This is a genomic window from Rhodococcus sp. NPDC003318 (genome assembly GCF_042879035.1).
GTDB lineage: Bacteria > Actinomycetota > Actinomycetes > Mycobacteriales > Mycobacteriaceae > Rhodococcus_G.
On record NZ_JBIAOU010000002.1, the window covers coordinates 293,532 to 315,747 of the forward strand.

At 70.9% G+C, this 22,216-nt stretch carries 19 protein-coding genes and 1 pseudogene; 12 read left to right on the plus strand and 8 right to left on the minus strand.

Features of this window, described 5'->3' with window-relative positions:
* Positions 1 to 47 precede the first annotated feature (47 nt).
* The 5 genes from ACFYVR_RS06575 (at position 48) to purM (ending at position 5,733) form a co-directional block, all read left to right on the plus strand.
* Entirely contained in the window at positions 48 to 1,796 is a 1,749-nt protein-coding gene (locus ACFYVR_RS06575; RefSeq protein WP_387471198.1) for an alpha/beta hydrolase, read from the plus strand.
* The gene (locus tag ACFYVR_RS06580; protein ID WP_387470906.1) at positions 1,793 to 2,446 is read left to right on the plus strand and encodes a CPBP family intramembrane glutamic endopeptidase; all 654 of its coding nucleotides are present in this window, start codon (positions 1,793 to 1,795) and stop codon (positions 2,444 to 2,446) included. Before ACFYVR_RS06575 ends, ACFYVR_RS06580 begins: the two co-directional genes overlap by 4 nt.
* Before the next feature lie 9 nt (positions 2,447 to 2,455).
* Positions 2,456 to 2,842 (plus strand): sterol carrier family protein, encoded by a 387-nt coding sequence (locus tag ACFYVR_RS06585; RefSeq protein ID WP_387470908.1) that lies wholly within the window; start codon positions 2,456 to 2,458, stop codon positions 2,840 to 2,842.
* A 108-nt stretch (positions 2,843 to 2,950) separates the two neighbouring features.
* A complete protein-coding gene (purF, locus tag ACFYVR_RS06590) occupies positions 2,951 to 4,540 on the plus strand; it encodes an amidophosphoribosyltransferase (RefSeq protein ID WP_387470910.1) in 1,590 nt (529 codons plus the stop codon).
* 104 nt (positions 4,541 to 4,644) lie between these two features.
* Entirely contained in the window at positions 4,645 to 5,733 is a 1,089-nt protein-coding gene (gene purM, locus ACFYVR_RS06595) for a phosphoribosylformylglycinamidine cyclo-ligase (protein WP_387470912.1), read from the plus strand.
* 145 nt (positions 5,734 to 5,878) lie between these two features.
* Here purM and ACFYVR_RS06600 read toward each other — a convergent pair whose 3' ends face one another.
* The 4 genes from ACFYVR_RS06600 to ACFYVR_RS06615 all read right to left on the minus strand — a co-directional run bounded on the left by ACFYVR_RS06600 (position 5,879) and on the right by ACFYVR_RS06615 (position 8,982).
* Positions 5,879 to 6,085, minus strand: a complete 207-nt coding sequence (locus ACFYVR_RS06600; protein WP_387470914.1) for a DUF3073 domain-containing protein — start codon at positions 6,083 to 6,085, stop codon at positions 5,879 to 5,881.
* Positions 6,086 to 6,248: 163 nt separating this feature from the next.
* Positions 6,249 to 7,208, minus strand: coding sequence for an asparaginase (locus ACFYVR_RS06605; protein WP_387470916.1), 960 nt, complete (start codon positions 7,206 to 7,208; stop codon positions 6,249 to 6,251).
* Entirely contained in the window at positions 7,208 to 7,858 is a 651-nt protein-coding gene (locus ACFYVR_RS06610) for an MOSC domain-containing protein (protein ID WP_387470918.1), read from the minus strand. The genes ACFYVR_RS06605 and ACFYVR_RS06610 overlap by 1 nt, the downstream gene beginning before the upstream one ends.
* Positions 7,855 to 8,982 (minus strand): YgfZ/GcvT domain-containing protein, encoded by a 1,128-nt coding sequence (locus tag ACFYVR_RS06615; RefSeq protein ID WP_387470920.1) that lies wholly within the window; start codon positions 8,980 to 8,982, stop codon positions 7,855 to 7,857. Before ACFYVR_RS06615 ends, ACFYVR_RS06610 begins: the two co-directional genes overlap by 4 nt.
* A 62-nt stretch (positions 8,983 to 9,044) precedes the next feature.
* Between ACFYVR_RS06615 and ACFYVR_RS06620 the strand changes: the two genes are divergently transcribed.
* The 6 genes from ACFYVR_RS06620 (at position 9,045) to ACFYVR_RS06645 (ending at position 17,397) form a co-directional block, all read left to right on the plus strand.
* The gene (locus ACFYVR_RS06620; protein ID WP_387470922.1) at positions 9,045 to 9,917 is read left to right on the plus strand and encodes an aminodeoxychorismate lyase; all 873 of its coding nucleotides are present in this window, start codon (positions 9,045 to 9,047) and stop codon (positions 9,915 to 9,917) included.
* 195 nt (positions 9,918 to 10,112) lie between these two features.
* Complete coding sequence (locus ACFYVR_RS06625; RefSeq protein ID WP_387470924.1) at positions 10,113 to 11,609, plus strand: cytochrome ubiquinol oxidase subunit I; 1,497 nt, start codon at positions 10,113 to 10,115, stop codon at positions 11,607 to 11,609.
* Positions 11,610 to 11,619: 10 nt separating this feature from the next.
* Positions 11,620 to 12,663: a cytochrome d ubiquinol oxidase subunit II gene (gene cydB / locus ACFYVR_RS06630; RefSeq protein WP_387470926.1), complete on the plus strand. Its 1,044-nt coding sequence runs from the start codon at positions 11,620 to 11,622 to the stop codon at positions 12,661 to 12,663.
* Positions 12,664 to 14,355, plus strand: coding sequence for a thiol reductant ABC exporter subunit CydD (cydD, locus tag ACFYVR_RS06635; protein ID WP_387470928.1), 1,692 nt, complete (start codon positions 12,664 to 12,666; stop codon positions 14,353 to 14,355).
* Positions 14,352 to 16,082, plus strand: coding sequence for a thiol reductant ABC exporter subunit CydC (gene cydC / locus ACFYVR_RS06640; RefSeq protein ID WP_387470930.1), 1,731 nt, complete (start codon positions 14,352 to 14,354; stop codon positions 16,080 to 16,082). The genes cydD and cydC overlap by 4 nt, the downstream gene beginning before the upstream one ends.
* A gap of 154 nt (positions 16,083 to 16,236) precedes the next feature.
* Positions 16,237 to 17,397: a lipase family protein gene (locus ACFYVR_RS06645; RefSeq protein WP_387471200.1), complete on the plus strand. Its 1,161-nt coding sequence runs from the start codon at positions 16,237 to 16,239 to the stop codon at positions 17,395 to 17,397.
* A gap of 283 nt (positions 17,398 to 17,680) precedes the next feature.
* Here ACFYVR_RS06645 and ACFYVR_RS06650 read toward each other — a convergent pair.
* Positions 17,681 to 18,577, minus strand: a pseudogene (locus ACFYVR_RS06650) (carboxylesterase family protein).
* Between the two features lie 109 nt (positions 18,578 to 18,686).
* Positions 18,687 to 19,370, minus strand: a complete 684-nt coding sequence (locus ACFYVR_RS06655) for an FABP family protein (protein ID WP_387471202.1) — start codon at positions 19,368 to 19,370, stop codon at positions 18,687 to 18,689.
* Positions 19,371 to 19,694: 324 nt separating this feature from the next.
* On the opposite strand from ACFYVR_RS06655, the gene ACFYVR_RS06660 reads away from it, so the two are divergent.
* Positions 19,695 to 21,020, plus strand: a complete 1,326-nt coding sequence (locus tag ACFYVR_RS06660; RefSeq protein WP_387470932.1) for a cutinase family protein — start codon at positions 19,695 to 19,697, stop codon at positions 21,018 to 21,020.
* Between the two features lie 50 nt (positions 21,021 to 21,070).
* On the opposite strand, the gene ACFYVR_RS06665 is transcribed toward ACFYVR_RS06660, so the two are convergent.
* Together ACFYVR_RS06665 and ACFYVR_RS06670 are read right to left on the minus strand one after the other, a co-directional pair.
* Positions 21,071 to 21,376, minus strand: coding sequence for a DUF1416 domain-containing protein (locus tag ACFYVR_RS06665; protein WP_387470934.1), 306 nt, complete (start codon positions 21,374 to 21,376; stop codon positions 21,071 to 21,073).
* A 5-nt stretch (positions 21,377 to 21,381) separates the two neighbouring features.
* Positions 21,382 to 22,215, minus strand: a complete 834-nt coding sequence (locus ACFYVR_RS06670; RefSeq protein ID WP_387470936.1) for a sulfurtransferase — start codon at positions 22,213 to 22,215, stop codon at positions 21,382 to 21,384.
* Position 22,216 lies beyond the last annotated feature (1 nt).

Here is a 22,216-nt window from a genome sequence, read left to right on the forward strand (position 1 = left end):
GGGTTCCGGCGCGTTCGGGGGACACCGCCCCCGGCGTCCCGGCGAAGATGACCCGATGGTTCGCGGGACAGGACCTCCCCTGGTCCGCGGACCGGCTCGCGGAGAAGCACCCCTTCGTGGTGTGGGCGTGGGGACTGCTCAGCCTCGACTTCACCGGCATCGCGTTCGGCGCACTGTTCTTCTGCTGGTCGCTGACCCCGTCGCTGCTGCCGCGTGACTGGCTGTTCCAGGGCCTGATCGGCGGGATCACCGCCGCGATCGGCTACGCGTTCGGCTGCGCACTCGGCTGGGCCGCACACCGGTACTGGCTGTCGAAGCTGTCGTGGTGGCCGCCGCCGGTGCGGATGCAGATGGTCGCGAAGATCGCGATTCCCGTGGTGTCGATCGCTGCGGCACTCGTGATGCTCGTGTACTCCGCCAACTGGCAGCGCGAACTCGCGGCACTGATGGGCGCCGAGGGCACCACCACGACCGGCTATCTGCGCACCCTGCTGCTGAGCATGGTCGTCGCGGCGCTGCTGATCTCGCTGTGGCGGGTGCTGCGCGACCTCGTTCGGCTCATCGCCCGCTACCTGAACACCTGGCTGCGCATCCCGCGGTCCGCGGCGGCGCCGATCGGGTTCGTCGTCGTGGCGTTCCTCGGCTACACGCTGGTCACCGACGTCCTCTTCAACGGGGTGTACTCGTTCGTCAACTCGGCCTTCAGCCTACAGAACGACGAGACCCGGGAGGGCGTCGTGGAGCCGATCCGGCCGGAACGGTCCGGCAGTCCGGAGTCGTACGCGCCGTGGGAGACCCTCGGCTACGAGGGCCGCGACTTCGTCTACCGCGGTCTGCACGCCAACGAGCTGACCGAGTACAACGGCGCGCCGGCGAAGGAACCGATCCGCGTGTACGCCGGCCTCGGCACGGCAGACGACACCGACGCCCGCCTCGACGTGATCATCCGGGAACTCGAACGCACCGGCGCCTTCGGGCGCAAGGCGCTCGTCGTGATCCCGACCACCGGCACGGGGTGGGTCAACCCGACCGCCGCCAACGCCGTCGAGTTGATGTTCAACGGTGACACCGCGCTGGTCGCGAGCCAGTACTCGTACCTGCCGAGCTGGATCTCCTTCCTCGCGGACCGGGAGAAGGCCGCCGACGCCGGGCGCGCGCTGGTCCACCGGGTGTACGAGCGGTGGCTGCAGGAACCGGAGGCGACGCGGCCCAAGCTGCTGGTCTACGGCGAGTCCCTCGGCACCCAGGCGGGGGAGGGGGCCTTCGACGGGATCGCCGACATCCGGGAGATGGTCGACGGGGTGCTGTGGGTGGGGCCGCCCAACGCGAACCGGTTGTGGAGCACGCTCGTCGACCGCCGGGACCCCGGTAGCCCGGAGGTCGAACCCGAGTACTCGGACGGGTTGGTGGTGCGGTTCGCCGACAACGCCGCCGGGATCGCGGGGCAGCCGGGGCCGTGGCTGTATCCCCGGGTGCTCTACATCCAGCACCCCTCCGACCCGGTGGTGTGGTGGAGTCCCGACCTGATCTTCAACCGGCCCGACTGGCTGTCCGAGCCACCGGGCTACGACCGGCTGCCGTCGATGCGTTGGTTCCCGTTCGTGACGTTCTGGCAGGTCGCCGCGGACCTCGGAAACGCGGCGGGGGTGCCGGACGGGCACGGCCACAACTACGGCACGACCGTCCTCGACGGGTGGGTCGCGATCGCCGCCCCGGACGGCTGGACGTCCGCGGACACCGAGCGGGTCCGGGCCGTGCTGGACGAGATCGCGGACACCCAGGGCCCGGAGAAGTGAGCCGACAGGCCGCGGCGGCGTGCGCGGTGGGTCTGGTGGCGTGGAACAACGCCGTCCTGCCGCGTCTCGGGCTGGGCGCGCGTGGACGCGCCGCGGCGACCGCGACCGCGGCGGTGGCGCTCGCCGCGGCGGTGCGGACCGCCGGGGCCTCGGACGTTGAACTGGGATGGCAGGCAACGGGGTCCGGCCTGCGCTGGGGGCTGATCGCCTCGGCGCTGCCCGCGGTCGCCTATCCGGCGATGCTCGCGGTGCCCGTGGTGCGGTCGCGGATGGCGTCCGGAGCGCGGCGCGCGGACCACACCGAGTGGGTGTTCGTGCACATCCCGCTCGGCACCGTGCTGGCGGAGGAGCTGGCGTTCCGGTCGGTGCTGTACGCGCTGGCGCGGCGCGTGTCCCCGCGCTGGGCGCCGGTGCTCGGCGCCGCCGCGTTCGGGCTGTGGCACGTGACCCCGGCCCGGCACGCCGGCGACTCGGTGCCCGGCACCGTCGCGCTGACGGCGGCCGCGTCGCTGCTGTTCGACGCGTTGCGTCGGCGCAGCGGCAGCGTCCTCGCGCCCGCGCTGCTGCACCTGGCGATCAACTCCGGCGGCGCCGTGGCGGCGGAGTCCGCGCGCGCCCGGCCGTCACCGGCGCACGGAGGTGGTTGGTAGGTTGGCGCGATGCCGCAGCGCCGCAGGATCGACCCAGCCGAACTGCGGGCGTCGGTCGTCGCGGTGCGGGACTGGCTCGCCGATGCAGACGCCCCGGAGCCGGAGCGGGCGGTGCTCGCCGCCGCGGTGCGCCTGAGCGCCCGCACCCTCGAGGACGTCGCACCCGGCTCGTCCGTGGAGGTGCGGGTGCCGCCGTTCGTGGCGGTGCAGTGCGTCGAGGGGCCGCGGCACACCCGGGGCACCCCGCCGAACGTCGTGGAGACCGATCCGCGCACCTGGCTGGAGCTCGTCACCGGACGGACGACGTTCGCCGACGCGGTGGCCGCGGGAACCGTGACCGCCTCGGGGACGCGAGCCGCGGAAATCGGGCACTGGTTACCGCTGCTGCCCCGGTGACCGCCGGTGTGAGCGGCGCGACAGGCGCGGCACCCGTGGTAGGAGCACCCCCGAGGTGGCCGTAGACTGGGCGTGCCCCCCGCACCCACCCCCAAGGGAGCAACCCCGGTGACTTCAGCCGATGTGTCGGTCAACAGCCCGAATCTTCTCGCACCCGCAGACCTGTCCGACCAGGACGAGCAGCCGCCCCGCGAGGAGTGTGGCGTCTTCGGCGTCTGGGCTCCCGGCGAGGATGTGGCCAAACTCACCTACTACGGACTGTACGCACTGCAGCACCGCGGCCAGGAGGCGGCGGGCATCGCCGTCGCCGACGGCTCGCAGGTGCTGGTGTTCAAGGACCTCGGTCTGGTCAGTCAGGTGTTCGACGAGCAGACCCTCGGCGCGATGCCGGGGCACGTCGCCGTCGGGCACTGCCGCTACTCGACCACCGGGTCCACCACGTGGGAGAACGCGCAGCCGATCTTCCGCACCACCACGGCGGGCACCGGAATCGCGCTCGGCCACAACGGCAATCTCGTGAACACCGCCGAGCTCGCCGAGCGGGCGCGGGCGGCGGGCCTGACGAACAGCAAGCGTCCCGGCGGCGCGACGTCGGACTCCGACATCGTCGGTGCCCTGCTCGCGCACGCGGCGGGCGACAGCACCATCGAGCAGGCCGCAATGGACCTGCTGCCGACGCTGCGCGGCGCGTTCTGCCTGACGTTCATGGACGAGCACACCCTGTACGCGGCCCGCGATCCGCACGGTGTGCGACCGCTGGTGCTCGGCCGCCTCGACCGCGGCTGGGTGGTCGCGTCCGAGACCGCGGCCCTCGACATCGTCGGCGCGTCGTTCGTCCGGGAGATCGAGCCCGGCGAACTGCTGGCCATCGACGCGGACGGGGTGCGGTCGTCGCGGTTCGCCAACCCGACCCCGAAGGGCTGCGTCTTCGAGTACGTGTACCTGGCCCGCCCCGACACCACGATCGCGGGCCGCTCGGTGCACGCGACGAGGGTCGAGATCGGTCGCCGACTGGCGAAGGAACACCCGGTCGACGGCGACCTCGTGATCCCGGTGCCGGAGTCCGGCACCCCGGCGGCGGTCGGTTACGCGCAGGGCTCGGGAATCCCGTACGGCCAGGGCCTGATGAAGAACGCCTACGTCGGACGCACGTTCATCCAGCCGTCGCAGACCATCCGGCAACTCGGTATCCGCCTCAAGCTCAACCCGTTGCGTGAGGTGATCCGCGGCAAGCGGCTGATCGTCGTCGACGACTCGATCGTCCGCGGCAACACCCAGCGCGCCCTGATCCGGATGCTGCGCGAGGCGGGTGCGCTCGAGATCCACGTGCGGATCGCGTCGCCGCCGGTGAAGTGGCCGTGCTTCTACGGCATCGACTTCGCGTCGCCCGCGGAGCTGATCGCCAACGGCGCCGGCGGCACCAACCACGAGCCGGGCAACGTCGAGGAGATGGTGGAGGGCGTGCGCCGCTCGATCGGCGCCGATTCGCTGGGCTACATCTCGGTCGAGGGGATGGTCGCGGCCACCGAGCAGCCGGCGTCCCGGCTGTGCATGGCGTGCTTCGACGGCCAGTACCCGATCGCGCTGCCGACGGAGACGTCGATCGGCAAGAACGTGCTCGAGGGCATGCTCGACAACACGGCAGGCGCCACCCCGAAGTCGGACAACGACAACGCCCGTGCGCTGAGCCGCCCCTGATTCGGCCGCGAGGCCGCATACTCGTTGCCGGTGCCCCGGCACCACGAAGGACCCAGACAGTGCCCGGTGCACTGGCGAGATCACAGCTGGAGCTGAGAAACCCGATGACCGACGACCAGAACCCCCGGCCCGCCGGCGCCTCCTACGCTGCGGCGGGGGTGGACATCGCCGCAGGCGACCGGGCGGTGGAGCTGTTCGCCCCGCTCGCGAAGAAGGCCAGCCGTCCCGAGGTGCTCGGGGGCCTCGGCGGTTTCGCCGGGCTGTTCGCCCTCAAGGGCGGATACAAGGAGCCGCTGCTCGCCGCGTCCACCGACGGCGTCGGCACCAAGCTCGCGGTCGCGCAGGCACTCGACAAGCACGACACGGTCGGCCTCGACCTGGTGGCGATGGTCGTCGACGACCTCGTCGTGTGTGGTGCGGAGCCGCTGTTCCTGCAGGACTACATCGCGGTCGGCAAGGTCGTTCCCGAGCGCGTCGCGGAGATCGTCGGCGGCATCGCACAGGGCTGCATCCAGGCCGGCTGCGCGCTCCTCGGCGGCGAGACCGCCGAGCACCCCGGCGTGATGTCGGACGGTGACTACGACCTGTCCGCGACCGGTGTCGGCGTCGTCGAGGCGGACGCGGTGCTCGGACCGGATCGCGTGCGTCCCGGTGACGTCGTGATCGCGATGGGCTCGTCGGGCCTGCACTCGAACGGCTACTCGCTGGCCCGCAAGGTGCTGCTCGAGATCGACCGGATGTCCCTGACGGGGCACGTGGAGGAGTTCGGCCGCACGCTCGGCGAGGAGCTGCTCGAGCCGACGCGGATCTACGCGAAGGACTGCCTCGCGCTGATCGCCGAGACCGACGTGCGGACCTTCTGCCACGTCACCGGAGGCGGCCTGGCGAACAACCTGGCGCGGGTGATGCCGAAGGGTCTGATCGCGGAGCTGGACCGTGGGACGTGGAGCCCCGCACCGGTGTTCACGATGATCGGCCAGCGTGGTCGCGTCGAGCGGGCCGAGATGGAGGCCACGTTCAACATGGGCGTCGGCATGGTCGCGATCGTCGCGCCCGAGGACGTGGACCGCGCCCTCGCGGTGCTCACGGCCCGGCACATCGACTGCTGGACCCTCGGCACCGTCGCGAAGGCGTCGGACAAGCAGGACGGGTCCGATCTGGTGCGCCTGGTGGGTGACCACCCGCGCTTCTAGGAGTCGCGCACGACCACGAACCGCCCGGTGTCCGTACAGGACCCGGGCGGTTCGTCGTGTGTGAGCCGCCGTCACCCGACATGCGGACATGCGAAATGAGGGGAAGCCCCGAGGCATCCCCTCATGTCACATGCTCAGCTGAGTGTCAGCGGCGCCAGTCGTCGCTGTCCTCGTCGTCCCAACGGGACGACGAGTCCTCGGAGGACGAGTCGGAGAAGGACCCGTTCCGGTGGGAGTTCGACGAGGCACCCGACAGCTCTCGTTGCAGGCTGTCGAAGTTCGTGGCGGGCGAACTGTACTTGAGCTCGCGTGCAACCTTGGTCTGCTTTGCTTTAGCCCGGCCGCGGCCCATGGCCAACCCCCTCGCGCTTTAAGCGGGGCGGCCTGGGAATTTTTGGCGGCCCCGTTTGAGTGTGTATGTCTTCCTGACGAACACTCTAGCGTGAGAACGGATCGAGCGCTTCTTCCCCTGCCCAGGAGGGGTGTCTAATTCATCTCAGCACTCGTCCCGGCACTCATCCGAAGGCGCCGGGGACGGCGCGGACCGTGCCGACCCGGACCCCTCCTCCGAGCACCGGAGCCGACGCCAGCTCGGCGAGTTCCTCGGTCCACTCGACGCCGACCCGGTGCAGCAGTGCCGCGGTCAGCGGGAGCCGCGCCCGCTCGTGGCCGTCGTCGATCTTGACGGCGAAGGCCGTCCCGTCGGGCAGGGCGCCGGCGTGGACGCCGTCGGCGCCGGTCTTGCACAGCAGGCCCGGCACCGCGGACATCAGCCGGACGTCGTCCTGCCCGGTCCCCGACAGCAGCCACGGGTGCTCCCGGATCGCGTCCGCGACCGTCCGTTCCGCGCTGCCCGGTGCGGCGGTGACGAGCGCGGCGAACGCGCGGGCGAGCGCGGTAAGCGACAGCGGGACGATCGGCAGCCCGCACCCGTCGATGCCGAGTTCGTACTCGTCCTCACCGGCCAGGTCGGCGATGGTCGCGAGGATCTCCTGCTGCAGCGGATGCATCACGTCCGTGTAGGTGCCGCGGGGCCAGTCCCGGGCCGCGCAGACCGCGAGCATCGCGGCGTGCTTGCCGGAGCAGTTCATGAAGACCGGCCGCGGGCCCGCACCCGCGGTGGACAGCACCCGGGCGCGTGCCGTCTCGTCCGAGGGCAGGTCCGGCGGGCAACGCAGGTCCTTCTCGCTCAGCCCGTTGCGTCCGAGCATCGCCAGCACGCCCGCGACGTGTTCGGGTTCGCCGGCGTGGGACGCGGAGGCGAGGGCGACCTCCCGCCCGTCCGCCGGGGTGAAGCCGTTGCGCAGCAGAGCGACGGCCTGCAGCGGCTTGTTCGCGGACCGCGGATAGATCGGGGTGTTCACCTCGCCGAGCGCCATGCGGGTCTCGCCCGCGGGATCGAGCACGACCAGCGACCCGCGGTGCACACACTCGCGAAAGCCCGACCGGACCACCTCGACCAGTTCGACACTCACTAGTCCACCTGCACCTTCATTCGGGCGATGTGTCCGCGGGCCTTGTCCTCGACAGTAGGCGACAGTCCGGGCTGCTGCGCGAGCAGCAGCGCGAGCGAGACCGGATCGCGACCGGTGAACAGGTCGCGGACGGTGACGCCGTGGCCGGGCACGTGCGTGACGGCGATCGGGTCTCCCGCCGAGACCGGACCGGGCGTGATCACCTTCAGGTAGGCGCCGGTGTCGCCGCGCTCGGTGAACCGCGTCACCCAGCCGGGCTCGCCGGCCCACATCCCGAACGTGCCGCAGGGTGTCCGCGGTCCGGTGACCTCGAGTTCGAGGACGCCGCCGATGCGCCACCGTTCACCGATCACCGCGTCGCTGGTCGCGATCCCGTCGACCCGGAGGTTCTCGCCGAACCACCCCGCGGGCAGGTCGCGTCCCAGGTCGGCCGCCCAGCGCCGGGCCTCGTCCTCGGAGTAGGCGTAGACCGCCTTGAACGGGCCGCCGTGGTGTTCGGTGTCGCAGACGTGGTCGCCGGCCAGGCCGGCCGCACGGACCTCGACGGGCCCGGCGACGGGACGCTTGTCGATGGCGGTCCGGGTCACCCTGCGGGTGCCGCTGTCCCGGTCGGCGTGCACGACGCAGACCGCGTCGACCCGGCCCGTCACCGGCCGCGCAGGCGGTCGACGGCCGCGCGGCCGGGCTGGAACTCGTCGTGGCTGGGCACCGAGTCGGGGTCGATCGCCGCGGCGGTGTTCCCGGCGACCAGGGGTGTCTCGGCCGGGACGGTGCGTTTGACGAGCGCGAGGGCGATCGGGCCGAGTTCGTGGTGGTCGATCACCGTCCCGAGGTGGCCGACCGCGCGACCGCCCGCGGTGACGGCGTCGCCGGGTACGGGACGGGTGTCGGAGGAGCCGTCGAGGTGCAGCAGCACCAGGTGCCGGGGCGGCTTGCCGAGGTTGTGGACTCGGGCGACGGTCTCCTGTCCGCGGTAGCATCCCTTGTCCAGGTGCACGGCGCCGTGGTCGCGGACCCCGCCGATCCAGCGGACCTCGTGGGGAATGGTGCGCTCGTCGGTGTCCAGCCCGATGCGCGGGCGCAGCGCGGCGACGCGCAGAGCCTCGAACGCCCAGGTGCCTGCAGGCGCGGCGCCGGCCTCGGTGAGGGTCTGCCACCAGTGCGGCAGGCGGTCGCGGGGGACGACCAGGTCCCAGGCGTGCTCGCCGGGCCAGGGCATCGTGCGCAGGAAGCCGCCTCCGGGCAGCGCCACCGCGCCGTACACGTCGGGCAGCTCCGCGACCCCGAGGGCGGTCAGCAGCCGAGGCCGCCGGACGTCGGGGCCGAGCAGGCTGAGCACCGCCATGTCCGGTGCCGGTTTCGGTTCGGCCTTCGCCCAGAACACCATCTTCTGCAGGAACGCGAGCAGATCGGCCCCGTACCCGGCCTCGGTGTCGATCCAGGTGACCTCGTCGAGGTCGGTGAGCACGAAGTGGTGTTCGATGCGGCCGTTGACGTCGAGGCTCAGGTTCTCGGCGCTCGCGGCGTCGGGCAGGTCGGCGACGTGCTGGCTGGAGATCGTGTGCAGCCATGACAGGCGTTCGGCGCCCGCGACGGACAGGACGAAGCGGTTCGAGCGATCCACGACCGCGGCGGCACGCTCGGCGCTGCGTTGCTCGCGCAGCGGGTCCCCGTAGTGCCATGCGACGCCGGCATCGGGGGAGTCCTCGGGGCTGGGAACGGCCCCGGGGACGGTGAGCAGTGGACTCGGGGTGGTGCGCACGGACTCGGACACGCCTCCATAGTAGGAGCGCTGGGGTTGCGGGTGGCGCGAGCCGTCCACCGTAGGCTGGAGGCATGGCTGAGCAGGTGCTGGTGACCTTGGACGGCGAGCTGCGCGACCCCGACGCGCCGTTGTTGCGCGCGGACGACCTCGCGGCGGTGCGCGGTGACGGCGTCTTCGAGACGGTGCTGATCCGGGACGGCGCGCCGTGCACGATCGAGCTGCACCTGGCCCGGCTCTGCAACTCGGCGGCCGCGCTCGACCTGCCTGCCCCCGACGTCGAGGCGTGGCGGATCGCCATCGCCATCGCGATCGACGAGTGGGGCGCGAACCGCGAGGGCGCGATGCGGCTGGTGTACAGCCGGGGACGCGAGTCCGGGGGCGAGCCGACCGCCTACCTGACGATCGGCCCCGTGGCGCCGCGGGTCGTCGCCGCGCGACGGGACGGGCTGTCGGTGTGCACCCTGGAACGTGGGTACTCGGTGGACCTGGCCGCCACCGCGCCGTGGCAGCTCCTGGGCGCGAAGACGTTGTCGTACGCGACCAACATGGCGGCGCTGCGGCACGCCCACGCGTCGGGAGCGGACGACGTGATCTTCACGAGCAGTGAGGGTCTGGTCCTCGAGGGCCCGCGTTCGACGGTGCTGATCGCGCGGGGCCGGACGCTGATCACCCCGCCCGTCGAGCACGGGATCCTGCCGGGGACGACGCAGCAGGCGCTGTTCCAGGTGGCGGGCACGCACCGGTTCCGGTGTGAGATGGCGGCGCTGCGTCCGGCGGATCTCATTGCCGCGGATGGTCTTTGGTTGCTCTCCAGTGTGACGCTGGCCGCGCGGGTGCACACGCTCGACGGGTTGCCCCTACCTGCCCCGGAGATCGCCGACGAGCTGTCCGGGTTGGTGGATCTCGCCGTCGGGACGGTGGGCGCGGAGGCCGACGCGGCCTGAGGTCCGATGTGAGTCCCGGCACGGTTCACCGGTCGAGGGTAGGTGGATCCGTCCACATCTACTACTGTCCGTCGTAGAAGAAGGGCTCGCGGCGCCGTGCCGCGGGGGTTACCTTTTGAACCGGGACTGCGGACGTCAGCCCACGCCCGCAAACCCGGCAAGCGAAGTCCCACGGGCCCTGCACAGGGAGTAGCCATGGACGCACTGGACGTCTCGCGCTGGCAGTTCGGAATCACGACGGTCTACCACTTCATCCTGGTTCCGCTGACCATCGGTCTCGCCCCGCTCATCGCGGTCATGCAGACGATGTGGGTGGTCACCAGGAAGGACCACTGGTACCGACTCACCAAATTCTTCGGAAAGCTGTTCCTGATCAACTTCGCCCTCGGTGTCGCCACCGGCATCGTGCAGGAGTTCCAGTTCGGCATGAACTGGAGCGAGTACTCCCGCTTCGTCGGTGACGTCTTCGGCGCCCCGCTCGCCCTCGAAGGTCTCGTCGCGTTCTTCCTCGAGTCCACCTTCCTCGGCCTGTGGATCTTCGGATGGGGCAGGCTGCCGAAACTCGTTCACCTGGCGACCATTTGGCTGGTCGCGTTCGGTGTCAACGCGTCCGCGTACTTCATCATCTCCGCCAACTCGTTCATGCAGCACCCGGTCGGCGCGATCTACAACGAGGAGACCGGACGCGCCGAACTCACCAGCATCTGGACGCTGCTGACGAACAACACTGCGCTGGCGGCCTTCCCGCACGTCGTCGCGGGGGCACTGCTCACCGCCGCCACCTTCGTCGCCGGCATCGCCGGATGGTGGATGGTCCGGAACATGCGCCGCGCCAAGGCCGCCGAGCCCGTCGAGGCCGAGCGGAGGGAGACCGAGGCGCGGACCATGTTCCGGCCCGCGGCCCGCCTCGGCCTGTTCGTCATGATCCTGTCCGGCATCGGCCTGTTCATCACCGGCGACATCCAGGCCAAGCTGATGTTCGAGCAGCAGCCGATGAAGATGGCGTCCGCGGAGTCGTTGTGCCACACCGAGACCGATCCCAGCTTCTCCGTCCTCACCGTCGGCACCCACAACAACTGCGACAGCGTCACCCGCGTCATCGAGGTGCCCTACGTGCTGCCGTTCCTCGCGGAGGGCAAGTTCACCGGCGCCACCCTGCAGGGCGTCGAGGACCTGCAGGTGCAGTACGAGCAGCAGTTCGGCCCCGGCAACTACCGGCCCAACCTGTTCGTCACCTACTGGTCCTTCCGCGCGATGATCGGCCTCGCCGCCGGATCCGCCGCACTCGCCATCGCCGGGCTGTGGGTCACCCGCGGCGGCCGCGTCCCGGACCAGAAGTGGTACTCGTGGCTGAGCCTGATCGCGATCCCGACGCCGTTCCTGGCCAACAGCGCGGGCTGGATCTTCACCGAGATGGGCCGCCAGCCCTGGGTCGTGCACCCCAACCCGACCGGCGTCGACATGATCCGGCTCACCGTCGACCAGGGCGTCTCCAACCACGCGGCGGCCACCGTGTGGACGTCGCTGATCGTGTTCACCCTGCTCTACGCGGCGCTGGGTGTCGTCTGGTTCTGGCTGATCCGCCGCTACACCGTCGAGGGGCCGCTGCCGCACGACGCGCACCCGCCGGGCGACGAGCCCGAGGAGCCGGGCGACACCGGCAAGCCCGAGCAGCTGTCGTTCGCGTACTAGGAGAGGCGACATGGGACTTCAGGAACTCTGGTTCATCCTCATCGCGGTTCTGTTCGTCGGCTACTTCGTCCTGGAGGGCTTCGACTTCGGTGTCGGCATGCTGATGCCCGTCCTCGGTCGGAGCACGAACGGTTCCGCCGACAACGACACCCGGCGCCGCGTGGTGCTCAACACGATCGGCCCGGTGTGGGACGGCAACGAGGTGTGGCTGCTCACCGCGGGCGGCGCGCTGTTCGCGGCCTTCCCGGAGTGGTACGCGACGCTGTTCTCCGGCTTCTATCTGCCACTGTTGCTGATCCTGGTGGCGCTGATCGTGCGGGTCTGCGCGATCGAGTACCGCGGCAAGATCGACGATGCGAGGTGGCGGGCGCGCTGGGACTGGGGCATCATCTTCGGCTCCTGGGTGCCCGCGGTCCTGTGGGGGGTGGCGTTCGCGAACATCGTGCGCGGCGTCGCGATCGACGAGAACCGGCAGGTGGTGTCGGGCTTCTTCGACCTCCTCAACCCGTACGCCCTGCTCGGCGGCGTCACCACGGCGCTGGTGTTCGCGCTGCACGGCGCGGTGTTCATCGCGCTCAAGACCGCCGACGAGGTGCACGAGGACGCCGTGAAACTGGCGTCGCGGCTGTCGATCCCGGCGGTCGTCGTGGCCGGCGCCTTCGTGCTGTGGACGCAGCTGGCCTACGGCAAGGGGTGGACGTGGATCCTGGTCGGCGTCGCGGCGGCCGCGCTGCTCGGTGTGGTCGCGCTGACCGCCGCCGTGCGGGAGGGCTGGGCGTTCGTGCTCACCACCGTCGCGGTGATCGCGACGGTGACACTGCTGTTCGCGAGCCTGTACCCGAACGTGATGCCGTCGACGATCTCCGACGCCTACAGCCTGACCATCTACAACGCCTCGTCCAGCCCGTACACGTTGAAGGTGATGACGTGGGCCGCGGCGATCATGACCCCGGTGGTGCTGATCTACCAGGGCTGGACGTACTGGGTGTTCCGACAGCGGATCTCCACCAAGCACATCCCGCCGTCCATCGGGCTCCCGGTCGAGACCCGATAGATGTCATCGAGTGCCCCGGCCGCGCGTGCCGACGTTCGCAGGCGCGGCCCGGTCGATCCACGCCTGTGGCGGTACTCGCGGTCCGCCCGCGGCCATCTCCTTCTCACGGTGGCGCTCTCGCTCGTCGTCGCGGTGGCGGTGATCGTCTCCGCGGTCATGATCGGGACCGTCCTGGCCGGGGTGATCACCGACCCCGGCGCCCGCGCCCTCGGCGACTGGACCGGCGAACTGGTCGTGCTCGCAATCGCATTCGCGGTCCGGACGCTGGCCACGTGGACGCAGTCCCGGTACGCGCACCGGTCGGCGTCCCGGGTGATCGGCGAGCTGCGAGGCGAGGTGCTCACCGCCGCGACCGCACTCTCCCCCCGCGACCTCGACCCCCGGCGGGACGAGACCGCGACCGTCCTGACCCGCGGAATCGAAGGCCTGCGCGACTACCTGACGGGCTACCTGCCCGCGCTGCTGCTCGCGGTCACCGTCACCCCGCTGACCCTGCTGGTGATCGTCTTCACCGACCTGACCTCGGCGGTGATCGTGATGATCACCCTGCCGCTGATCCCGATCTTCATGATCCTGATCGGCCTGCTCACCAAGGGCAGGTCCGCCGCGTCGCTGCGGACGATGACCGCACTGTCCGCGCAGCTGCTCGACCTCATCGCAGGCCTGCCCACGCTGCGCGCGCTCGGCCGCGAGCGCGGACCCACAGCCCGGGTTCGTGACCTCGGCGACCGGCACCGCCGGACCGCGATGTCCTCGCTGCGCATCGCGTTCCTGTCGTCGATGGTGCTCGAACTCCTGGCGACGCTGTCCGTTGCCCTGATCGCGGTCAGCATCGGGCTGCGGCTGGTTTTCGGGGAGATGGGGCTGCGCGCCGGAGTGATCGCCCTCGTCCTCGCCCCAGAGGTGTACCTGCCGCTGCGCACCGTCGGCGCCCAGTTCCATGCCGCGGAGGACGGAATGGCCGCCGCGGACAAGGCGTTCGGGGTGCTCGACGGCCGTGACCGGGCCGCCCGGGAGGGGGACGGGCCGGTGCCCGAGGGCGTCGTGAGCCTGCGGGGAGTCGGGGTGCGCAGCCGGTCCGGGTGGGCACCCCGCGGCCTGGACCTGACACTCGAACCTGGCCGGGTGACCGCCCTGACCGGACCCAACGGCGCCGGCAAGACCACCGCGCTGCACCTGGTCCTCGGCCTCGCCGACCCCGACGAGGGACGGGTCCTGGTGGGGGGCAGCGACGTCCGCGACGTCGAGCCGCGACGGTGGTGGGCGTCGGTGGCGTGGCTGCCGCAGCATCCGGTGCTGATCCCGGGCACGCTCCGGGAGAACCTGGAGCTGACCGGACCCGTCGAGGTGAGCGCGGACCTCCTCGACAACGCCTGCAGTGCAACCGGATTCGACACCGTCCTGGCCGAGCTGCCCGACGGCTGGAACACCGTCGTCGGGGTCGGAGGTCTGGGCCTCTCGCTCGGACAGCGGCAACGCCTCGCCCTGACCCGCACCCTGCTCGCCGACGCCCCGCTGGTGCTGCTGGACGAGCCGACCGCACACCTCGACCCGGAGTCGGAGGCACGGGTCCTCGCCGCGGTCCGGGCGTTGGCCGATCGCGGTCGCGCCGTCCTGATCGTCGGCCACCGCGCGACCGTGCTCGCCGCGGCGGACACCGTCGTCACGGTGACGGCGGAGGTGCGCGCATGACGCGAGATCCGTTGCGGCGGGCCCTCACCCTGCTCGACCTGAGCCCGCGCCGCGTCCTGTACGCGGTCCTCGCCGGGGTCGCGACATTGGGCAGCGCGCTGGCCCTCGCCGCGCTGTCGGCGTGGCTGATCACCCGGGCCTGGCAGATGCCGCCGGTCCTCGACCTGACGGTGGCCGTCGTCGCGGTCCGCGCGCTCGGCATCTCCCGGGGCCTGTTCCGCTACCTCGAGCGGCTCGCCACCCACGACGCCGCGCTGCGCGGCACCGTGTCGGCCCGCGAGAACCTGTACCGCCGACTGGCCACCGGCGACCCGGCCGCCCCGGCAGCACTGCGCCGCGGCGACCTGCTGGCCCGCACCGGCGCGGACGTCGACGCGCTCGGCGACGTGGTGATCCGGGCGTTGGTGCCGATGGCCGTCGCCCTGGTGATCGCTGCGTCGGCGGTCGTCGGGTTGGCGCTGATCTCCCCGGCCGCCGCGCTCGTCCTCGCGGTCGCGCTCGCCCTCGCCGGTGTGGCGGCCCCGCTGCTCTCGGCCCGCGCCGCGCGGACGGCGGAGACGGCCGGAGCCGACGCGGCCGCGCGCTACTCGGAAACGGCGGTGCTCGGCCTCGACCACGCCGCCGAACTTCGCGTCGCCGGACGCCTCGACGAGGTCCTGCGGACCGCGGAGAACTGGGACGACGCGACGATCCGGGCCACCGACCGCGCGGCGGCCCCCTCCGCGTTCGCGTCGGCCGCGACCCCGCTCGCGATCGGTGCGAGCGTGCTCGGGTCGCTGCTCGTCGGCATCACGCTGTACGGACCGGACGGCGGCACGACGGGTGCGATGACGCCGATGGCGCTGGGCATCCTCGTGCTGCTGCCGCTCTCGGCGTTCGAGGCCACATCCGCGCTGCCCGCGGCCGCGGTCGCGCTCACCCGCGGCCGGCTGGCGTCGGCGCGGATCATGGACCTGCTCGACCGGTCCGGCGCCGAGGCTCGAACCGGGACCGTCCCGGTCCGGGAGCCGGTGCACCTGACCGCGTCCGGGCTGCGCAGCGGATGGCCCGGCTCGCGCCCGTCGGACCCGCCCCTGGACCTCGACCTGGCGCCGGGGTCGCGCACCGCGCTCGTCGGCCCGTCCGGAGCGGGCAAGACGACGCTGATGATGACCCTGGCCGGGCTGCTGCCGCCCGTCGCGGGCACCGTGACGGTCGACGGCACCCCGATCGCCGACACCGACACCGGCACGCTGCGCACGCAGGTCGGGTACTTCGCCGAGGACGCGCACCTGTTCGGCACCTCACTGCTCGAGAACCTGCGGGTGGCACGCGGCGACCTCGACGCGGACACCGCCCTGGAGGTGCTGGGCGCCGTCGGTCTGGGGGAGTGGGTGACCTCGCTGCCCGACGGCGTGCACACCTCCCTCGAGGCCGGGGGAAGGTCGGTGTCCGGGGGTCAGCGGCGACGCATCCTGCTGGCCCGGGCACTGGTGTCCCCGGCGCGGGTGCTGCTGCTCGACGAACCGACCGAGCACCTCGACGCCGCCGCCGGGGCCTCGGTGCTGCACGCCCTGCTCGACCGCGCGGGCACGCTGGTCGATCCCGGCCGCACGGTCGTGGTCGTCACCCACCACCTTCCGGCGGGGTCCGGCGCGGACAGGGTGGTCGTGGTGGGGGTGGACGAACCGGGCACGGTGCGTGACCGATTCGAGACGCCTGTTGGCGACGTCGAAACCAATCGGTGACAAGAAAGGCGAGAGGAGGTCACAAGACGCTGGCATAGTGGCCCGGGTCGGGATGCTCGATCACACGTCCATACGACTCCGGGAGTTGTTCATGGGAGCGTTGATTCGCAGACTTGTCTCCGGGGTGGTTGCAGCCGGGCTGACCGCGGGGTTGATGTGCGCGGTGGGCGGCGTGACCGCGTCCGCATTGCCGGTGTACCCGGCGTCCGATCCCGACCCCTTCTTCAGCGCCGCCGACGACGTCGTCGCCGCGCACCAGCCGGGCGACGTCCTCAAGCTGCGACAGATGCCGCCGAACCTGTACTTCCCGGGCAGCGAGGTGTGGGAGGTGCTGTTCCGGTCGACGGATTCCGAGGGCCGTCCGATCGCCGCGAACACCACGTTCCTGCTGCCGGCGAACTTCGTCGCCGACAGCCCGCTCCTGTCTTACCAGCACATCATCAACGCGCTCGGACACAAGTGCAAGATCGCGACCGAGCTGTACACCACCGACCCGCTGACCCAGATCCGCGAGGCGCCGGGGCTGAACATCGCGCTCGCGCGCGGCTGGGCCGTCGCCCTGCCGGACCACCTCGGCCCGCGGATGGCGTACGGCGCCGCGAAACTCGGCGGACAGATCACCCTCGACGGCATCCGGGCGGTCAAGAAGATCCCCGAACTGAAGGTGGCGAACAGCCCGGTCGGGCTCGGCGGCTACTCCGGCGGCGGCATGGCGACGTCGTGGGCGGCCACACTCGCGCCCACCTACGCGCCGGAGCTGAACATCGTCGGCGCCGCCGAGGGTGGGGCGCCGATGAACATCGCGAAGATGGCGACCGCGCTCGGCGCCAACCCGCATCCCGCCTTCGGGCTGGCGATGGCCGCCGCCCTCGGACTCGAACGCGAGTACCCGGACCGGATGAACGTCACCGACCAGCTCAACGAGACCGGGCGCTGGCTGCAGTCGATGATCCAGAACGGGTGCACCAACGAGATCATGTTCTGGGGAATCGGACGGGCCGCCAGCCAGGTCACCGACAACCCCGACTTCATGAACGACCCGGCGGCGTGGAAGGTGATGGAGGAGAACAGCCTCGAGCTCTACCCGGGAGTGCCGACGATGCCGATCTTCGAATGGCACAGTCCCACGGACACGCTCATCCCCGTCGATGCGATCGACAACACCGTCCGCCGGTACTGCGACGCGGGCGTCCCCGTGCAGACCCTCCTGACCCCGAGCCCGGATCACCTGTCCGCGGCCGTCCTCGGTCTGCCGCAGGCACTGGGCTGGCTCGACGACCGCTTCCGCGGCGTCCCCGCCCCGTCCAGCTGCTGATTTTCGCCCGCCGAACAATTCCGTTGCCGATGCTTCGCGTCGGGCGTACGTTCGGCGGTACACGAGGAAGGAGGTGGTCTGAAGTTGAAGAACGACAGGACGCGTGAGGTGGCTGTCCGCTAGCCAACGACGCTGAAGGGTTTCACCCACCGCATCCGCGGCCGGCGAATCCCAGCAGTCACCCGGCCCCCGAGTCTCCCGGCCACGTCCGATCGGGATCAGGACGTTCACGTCCGGCTCGGGGGTCGTCGCGCGTTCCGGGGGCCTGCGGTTCCGGGACCCCTCAGGTGAAAGCGATGACCTCGTCGCCCCGGTCTCCCGCAGCGACCTGTCGAGGTCCGGCACCGCGCGGTCGTGCTTGTCGATCACCAGCGTCGCGCGATCGGTGCCGTAGGGCAGCCACTGCGGTTCGCCGGCGGGACCGTCGGGACGGCCGGACGTCGCGAAGGCGCGCCACCGGTGCTGCAGGCGCGCGGAGATGCGGCGGCCGGTGGACAACCCACCGAGCAGGTAGGTGACGTCCTTCGGGTGACGGGCGATGTTGCCGAAGACGTACGGCAGTTCGGTGCCGTGGGTGGCCCCGATCCGCAACACCTCGAGCATCGGGGTGGTGTAGTCGAACCGGTACCCGGCGCGGGTCGCCGCCGAACGCGGCGACGTTGTCCCGCACCCATTCCAGCGCCGCGATCATGTCGCGCAGTGCCACGTTCGAGTCGAACCCGTCGCCGAGCGACGAGAAGTCCACGAACCCGAGGACACCGATGCGGTAGTTCACCGTCACCACGACGACACCGCCCGCGGCGAGCGCGTGGCCGTCGTACAGCGGCTGACACGACGCCCCGCGGAAGTAGGCGCCGCCGTGGATCCACACCAGCACCGGGAGGCCGTCGGCGTCCGACGGTGCCCACACGTTCAGCGACAGGCAGTCCTCGTCCGTCCGCGCGCCCGGACCCAGGTGGATCGCAGGATGTCGCGTCTGTGGCGCGCACGGGCCGAAGGTGCCGGCGTCCCGGACGTCCGTCCACGGATCCGGCGGCTGCGGGCCGCGGAAGCGGAGGGCGGCCTTCGGTGGGGCGGCGTACCGGATCCCCTTCCACGACCGGACGGCGCCGTCGTCCACGCCCCGCACCGGGCCGTGCGTGGTGTCGACGACAGGAGAACCTGGTGCGGTGGATGCCATCGTCGCTCCTGATGTCTGCCGGTGAACAGCGACGACGTTACGGGGCGTGAGACGACGACACCCGCACGCGGCGCGTGCGGGTGTCGTGTCTCTTGTGTCCGTGGACGAGTCAGCCGATGTAGCGGGACAGCCGGGCCGACAGGTGCGGCTCGAGGTCGCCGTCGGCGAGGATGCGTTCCTCCACGTAGGCGAGGTCGCCACCCTCGACGATGCCGTACAACCGCTTCGCGCCGCCGACCAGGGCGCCGCTCTTGCTGCGGATCACGACGTCGGTGGCGAGTTCCCAGCTGGACTGGGTCAGCGCCTGGCCGTAGTACAGCTCCACGACGCCGGAGGCGTGGGTGAGGAGGAGTTCGACGACTTCCTCGTCGACGCTGCCCGGGATGCCGTCACCGGTGACCCGCCAGAAGCCGCTCTCCCGCAGATCCGGCCGGACGTACTCGCCGGCTTCGTCCAGGACCCACGACCGTGACTCCCAGCGCAGGTAGTCGCCGCCGTCGTGGGAGACGACGATCTCCTGGCCGAAGCGGTAGTCGCCCGTGACGGGATCGTGCCCCTCACCCTCACCGCGCCACACGCCGACGAGCGGCAGCAACGCGAGCATCCCGGGATTCAGGTCGGGACCGAGCCGCAGGTTCGCGGTGTCCTCGGGAAGAGGGAGTCCGGGAAGGACCGGAATGTTCAGGCCGGCGGTGTCCTTGGCGCGTTCGACGGCGTCGGCCACGGCACGGTCGCCGCTGCCCCGCCGGACGGTGGGGTCGCCACCTGCGGACGAACCGGACGCCTCGTCCAGCGGCCCGCCGGTGTCGTCGGCGCCGTCGCCGGGCTGGCTCACGGCTTGTCGGTGACCAGTCGGTACACGACGTACAGCGAGAACCAGGTAATCAGGATGGCTGCGAGAACCAGCAGCACCTCGAAGAAGATGACCACGGGGACAGCTTAGACCCATCGGCTCCGGGACCCACGCAGCGGGGGGTGTCGCGCGTTCGGTCGGACCACGGCGGGTCCGGTCGGTCGAAGCGCCTCGGATCGCGGAGTGTTGTACGTTTCTGCCGATCGTCGTCTTGTTTCACCCGTCCAGATCCAATCGTGGTCGATGGCCTTCGGGGGAGGACCGATGCACCGTCCTGGTTCCGCCGGGTTCGTGGTGGTGGGTGTGCTGGTGGCAGCCTGCCTGTCGGCGCTGCCGAGTGTCGCGAACGCGAACCCGCCCGGGTCGTCGTCGTCGCCGCCCGCGGTGGATCCGAACAACTACGCGTCGGACTGCCCGGACCTCCTGATCCTCGCGGCCAACGGTGGATCGGATTCCAGCTCCGACCGGAATCTGTACGACGACGCGGCACTCGACAACAGTCTCGGCAATCTGACCGTCGCCGCCGGGGCGGCGAACAGCGCGCATCCCGGCTCGCTGGGATGGGTCTACGTCCCCTACGCGTCGACCTACGGCCTCGGCGTGAGCAGGGTCCCCACCTACCAGGAGGCGATCGCGGAAGGCGTCGCGTCCACCAATCGCCTGCTCGACGACAACAAGACCGCGTGCGGGGACACGACGAAGTACGCCCTGGTCGGCTACAGCATGGGGGCCGAGGTCGTCGAGCGCGTCGCCGTCGAACTCGGACACCGCGACGGCAGTGCCCACGTCAACGCCGACGACATCGCCGGCGTCGCCCTGGTCGGGGATCCGTACCGCCCCGCCGGCACACCTTCGCTGGGTGCGCCCGGACCCACCGGCGGTGGCTTCGTCTCGGCGAAGGCCCGGGACTACGGAGCGCTGGACGGCAAGGTCGTCTCGGCGTGCCGGGTCCACGACATCTCGTGCGACGCCCCGCGGAACATTGCGATCCTCGACCTCGCCCTCGCCGTCCTCGGCCAGATGCACTTCACGCTGCTCGACCCGCTCGGGACCGTCAGCGACCTCGAGCGCGCCGCGGCGTCGATCGCGGTGCGCGCGGTGGCGGAGATCGTCTCCCAGGACGACTGGATCGAATCCGAGGAATCGCTCCTCGACGTGCTGATCAAGGTCGCCGACCAGACGTACCCGGTCGACTACGACAAGGCGCGCGGGAATCAGCTCACACCGGGAGAGACCCTGAAGTGGGCGACGGGACCGGGCTGGGACGTCATCCGCCGGAAGGTGCACAGCGAGCTGACGGGTTTCGCTCGGGACAACAGCGGTGTGCCCGAGCTGATCACCAAGCCCTACATCGTGTTCGGTGTCCTGCAACACATGGGGTACTGGAAGAACCTCGACGGACGGTATCCGGAGACGGCGAAGCTGGTCGACTGGATCACCGCGCTCGCGGCGGAGAACAGGAGCGACCGTGTCGCACCGCAGCCGGACCCCGGTGCCGAGCGGGGCAGCGGGGGATCGTCGTCGGACTCGGAACCGACCGCGTTCGTCGGAGGGATCGAGCAGATGCAGACGACCCCGCCCTCGAAGTGAGAGCGGGGTCGCCGCGGCGGTGCCGCCAATTGTCGGCGGGAACCGTCTGCCTACTTGGCGACGGTGATGTCCACGTTGTGGACGCCGTTGCCCTCGGGGCTGATGGTGCTGTCGCCGTTGCCGGTGCTCGACAGCGCGCGCACGGTCCACGTGCCGGGGGCGGCGAAGAACCGGAAGTCGCCGGTTCCGGAGGCCACGACCTCGGCGGTGAACTCACCGGTGCCGTCGAGCAGACGCACGAACGCGCCGCCGACCGGCTGACCGTCCGCGGCGAGGACGCGGCCGGTGATCACGGTCTCCTTCGACGCGTCGACGCCGGCGGGAAGGGTCTGACCCTGGACAGGTGCTCCACACATGATGATTACGCTCCCAGTTCGATCGGTGCACCGACGAGCGAGCCGTACTCGACCCAGCTGCCGTCGTAGTTCTTGACGTTCTTCTTGCCGAGGATCTCCTGCAGCACGAACCAGGTGTGGCTCGACCGCTCGCCGATGCGGCAGTACGCGATGGTCTCCTTGCTGTCGTCGAAGCCCTTGTCGGCGTACAGCTTGGCGAGGTCGTCGTCCGACTTGAAGGTGCCGTCCTCGTTGGCGGTGGTCGACCACGGGATGTTGATCGCGCCGGGGACGTGACCGCGCTGCTGCGCCTGCTCCTGCGGCAGGTGCGCCGGAGCGAGGATCTTGCCGGCGTACTCGTCGGGGGAGCGGACGTCGACCAGGTTCTTGCTGCCGATCGCGTTGATGACCTCGTCACGGAACGCGCGGATCGAGGTGTCGGCCGGCTCGGCCTTGTACTCGGTCGCCGGGCGGACGACCTCGTCCTTCGACAGCGGACGGCCGTCGAGCTCCCACTTCTTGCGGCCGCCGTCGATCAGCTTGACGTCCTTGTGGCCGTAGATCTTGAAGTACCAGTAGGCGTACGCGGCGAACCAGTTGTTGTTGCCGCCGTACAGGACCACGGTGTCGTCGTTGGCGACACCCTTGGCGGACAGCAGCGCCGAGAACTTCTCCTGGTCGAGGAAGTCGCGGCGGACCCCGTCCTGGAGGTCCTTTCGCCAGTCGAGACGGATGGCGCCCTCGATGTGGCCGCCGTCGTAGGCCGAGGTGTCTTCGTCGACCTCGACGAACACCGTCTTCGGTGCGTTGAGGTTCTGCTCGGCCCAGTCGGCAGAGACCAGGACGTCGGAGCGAGCCATG

What these genes read in the sequence shown, in the direction of transcription:
- ACFYVR_RS06645 (WP_387471200.1), top strand. Translation starts at nt 16,237, where the DNA reads ATGTGCGCGGTGGGCGGCGTGACCGCGTCCGCATTGCCGGTGTACCCG.
- ACFYVR_RS06620 (WP_387470922.1), top strand. Translation starts at nt 9,045, where the DNA reads ATGGCTGAGCAGGTGCTGGTGACCTTGGACGGCGAGCTGCGCGACCCC.
- ACFYVR_RS06625 (WP_387470924.1), top strand. Translation starts at nt 10,113, where the DNA reads ATGGACGCACTGGACGTCTCGCGCTGGCAGTTCGGAATCACGACGGTC.
- ACFYVR_RS06585 (WP_387470908.1), top strand. Translation starts at nt 2,456, where the DNA reads ATGCCGCAGCGCCGCAGGATCGACCCAGCCGAACTGCGGGCGTCGGTC.
- cydC (WP_387470930.1), top strand. Translation starts at nt 14,352, where the DNA reads ATGACGCGAGATCCGTTGCGGCGGGCCCTCACCCTGCTCGACCTGAGC.
- purM (WP_387470912.1), top strand. Translation starts at nt 4,645, where the DNA reads ATGACCGACGACCAGAACCCCCGGCCCGCCGGCGCCTCCTACGCTGCG.
- cydD (WP_387470928.1), top strand. Translation starts at nt 12,664, where the DNA reads ATGTCATCGAGTGCCCCGGCCGCGCGTGCCGACGTTCGCAGGCGCGGC.
- cydB (WP_387470926.1), top strand. Translation starts at nt 11,620, where the DNA reads ATGGGACTTCAGGAACTCTGGTTCATCCTCATCGCGGTTCTGTTCGTC.
- ACFYVR_RS06600 (WP_387470914.1), bottom strand. Translation starts at nt 6,085, where the DNA reads ATGGGCCGCGGCCGGGCTAAAGCAAAGCAGACCAAGGTTGCACGCGAG.
- ACFYVR_RS06575 (WP_387471198.1), top strand. Translation starts at nt 48, where the DNA reads ATGACCCGATGGTTCGCGGGACAGGACCTCCCCTGGTCCGCGGACCGG.
- ACFYVR_RS06670 (WP_387470936.1), bottom strand. Translation starts at nt 22,215, where the DNA reads ATGGCTCGCTCCGACGTCCTGGTCTCTGCCGACTGGGCCGAGCAGAAC.
- ACFYVR_RS06665 (WP_387470934.1), bottom strand. Translation starts at nt 21,376, where the DNA reads ATGTGTGGAGCACCTGTCCAGGGTCAGACCCTTCCCGCCGGCGTCGAC.
- ACFYVR_RS06660 (WP_387470932.1), top strand. Translation starts at nt 19,695, where the DNA reads ATGCACCGTCCTGGTTCCGCCGGGTTCGTGGTGGTGGGTGTGCTGGTG.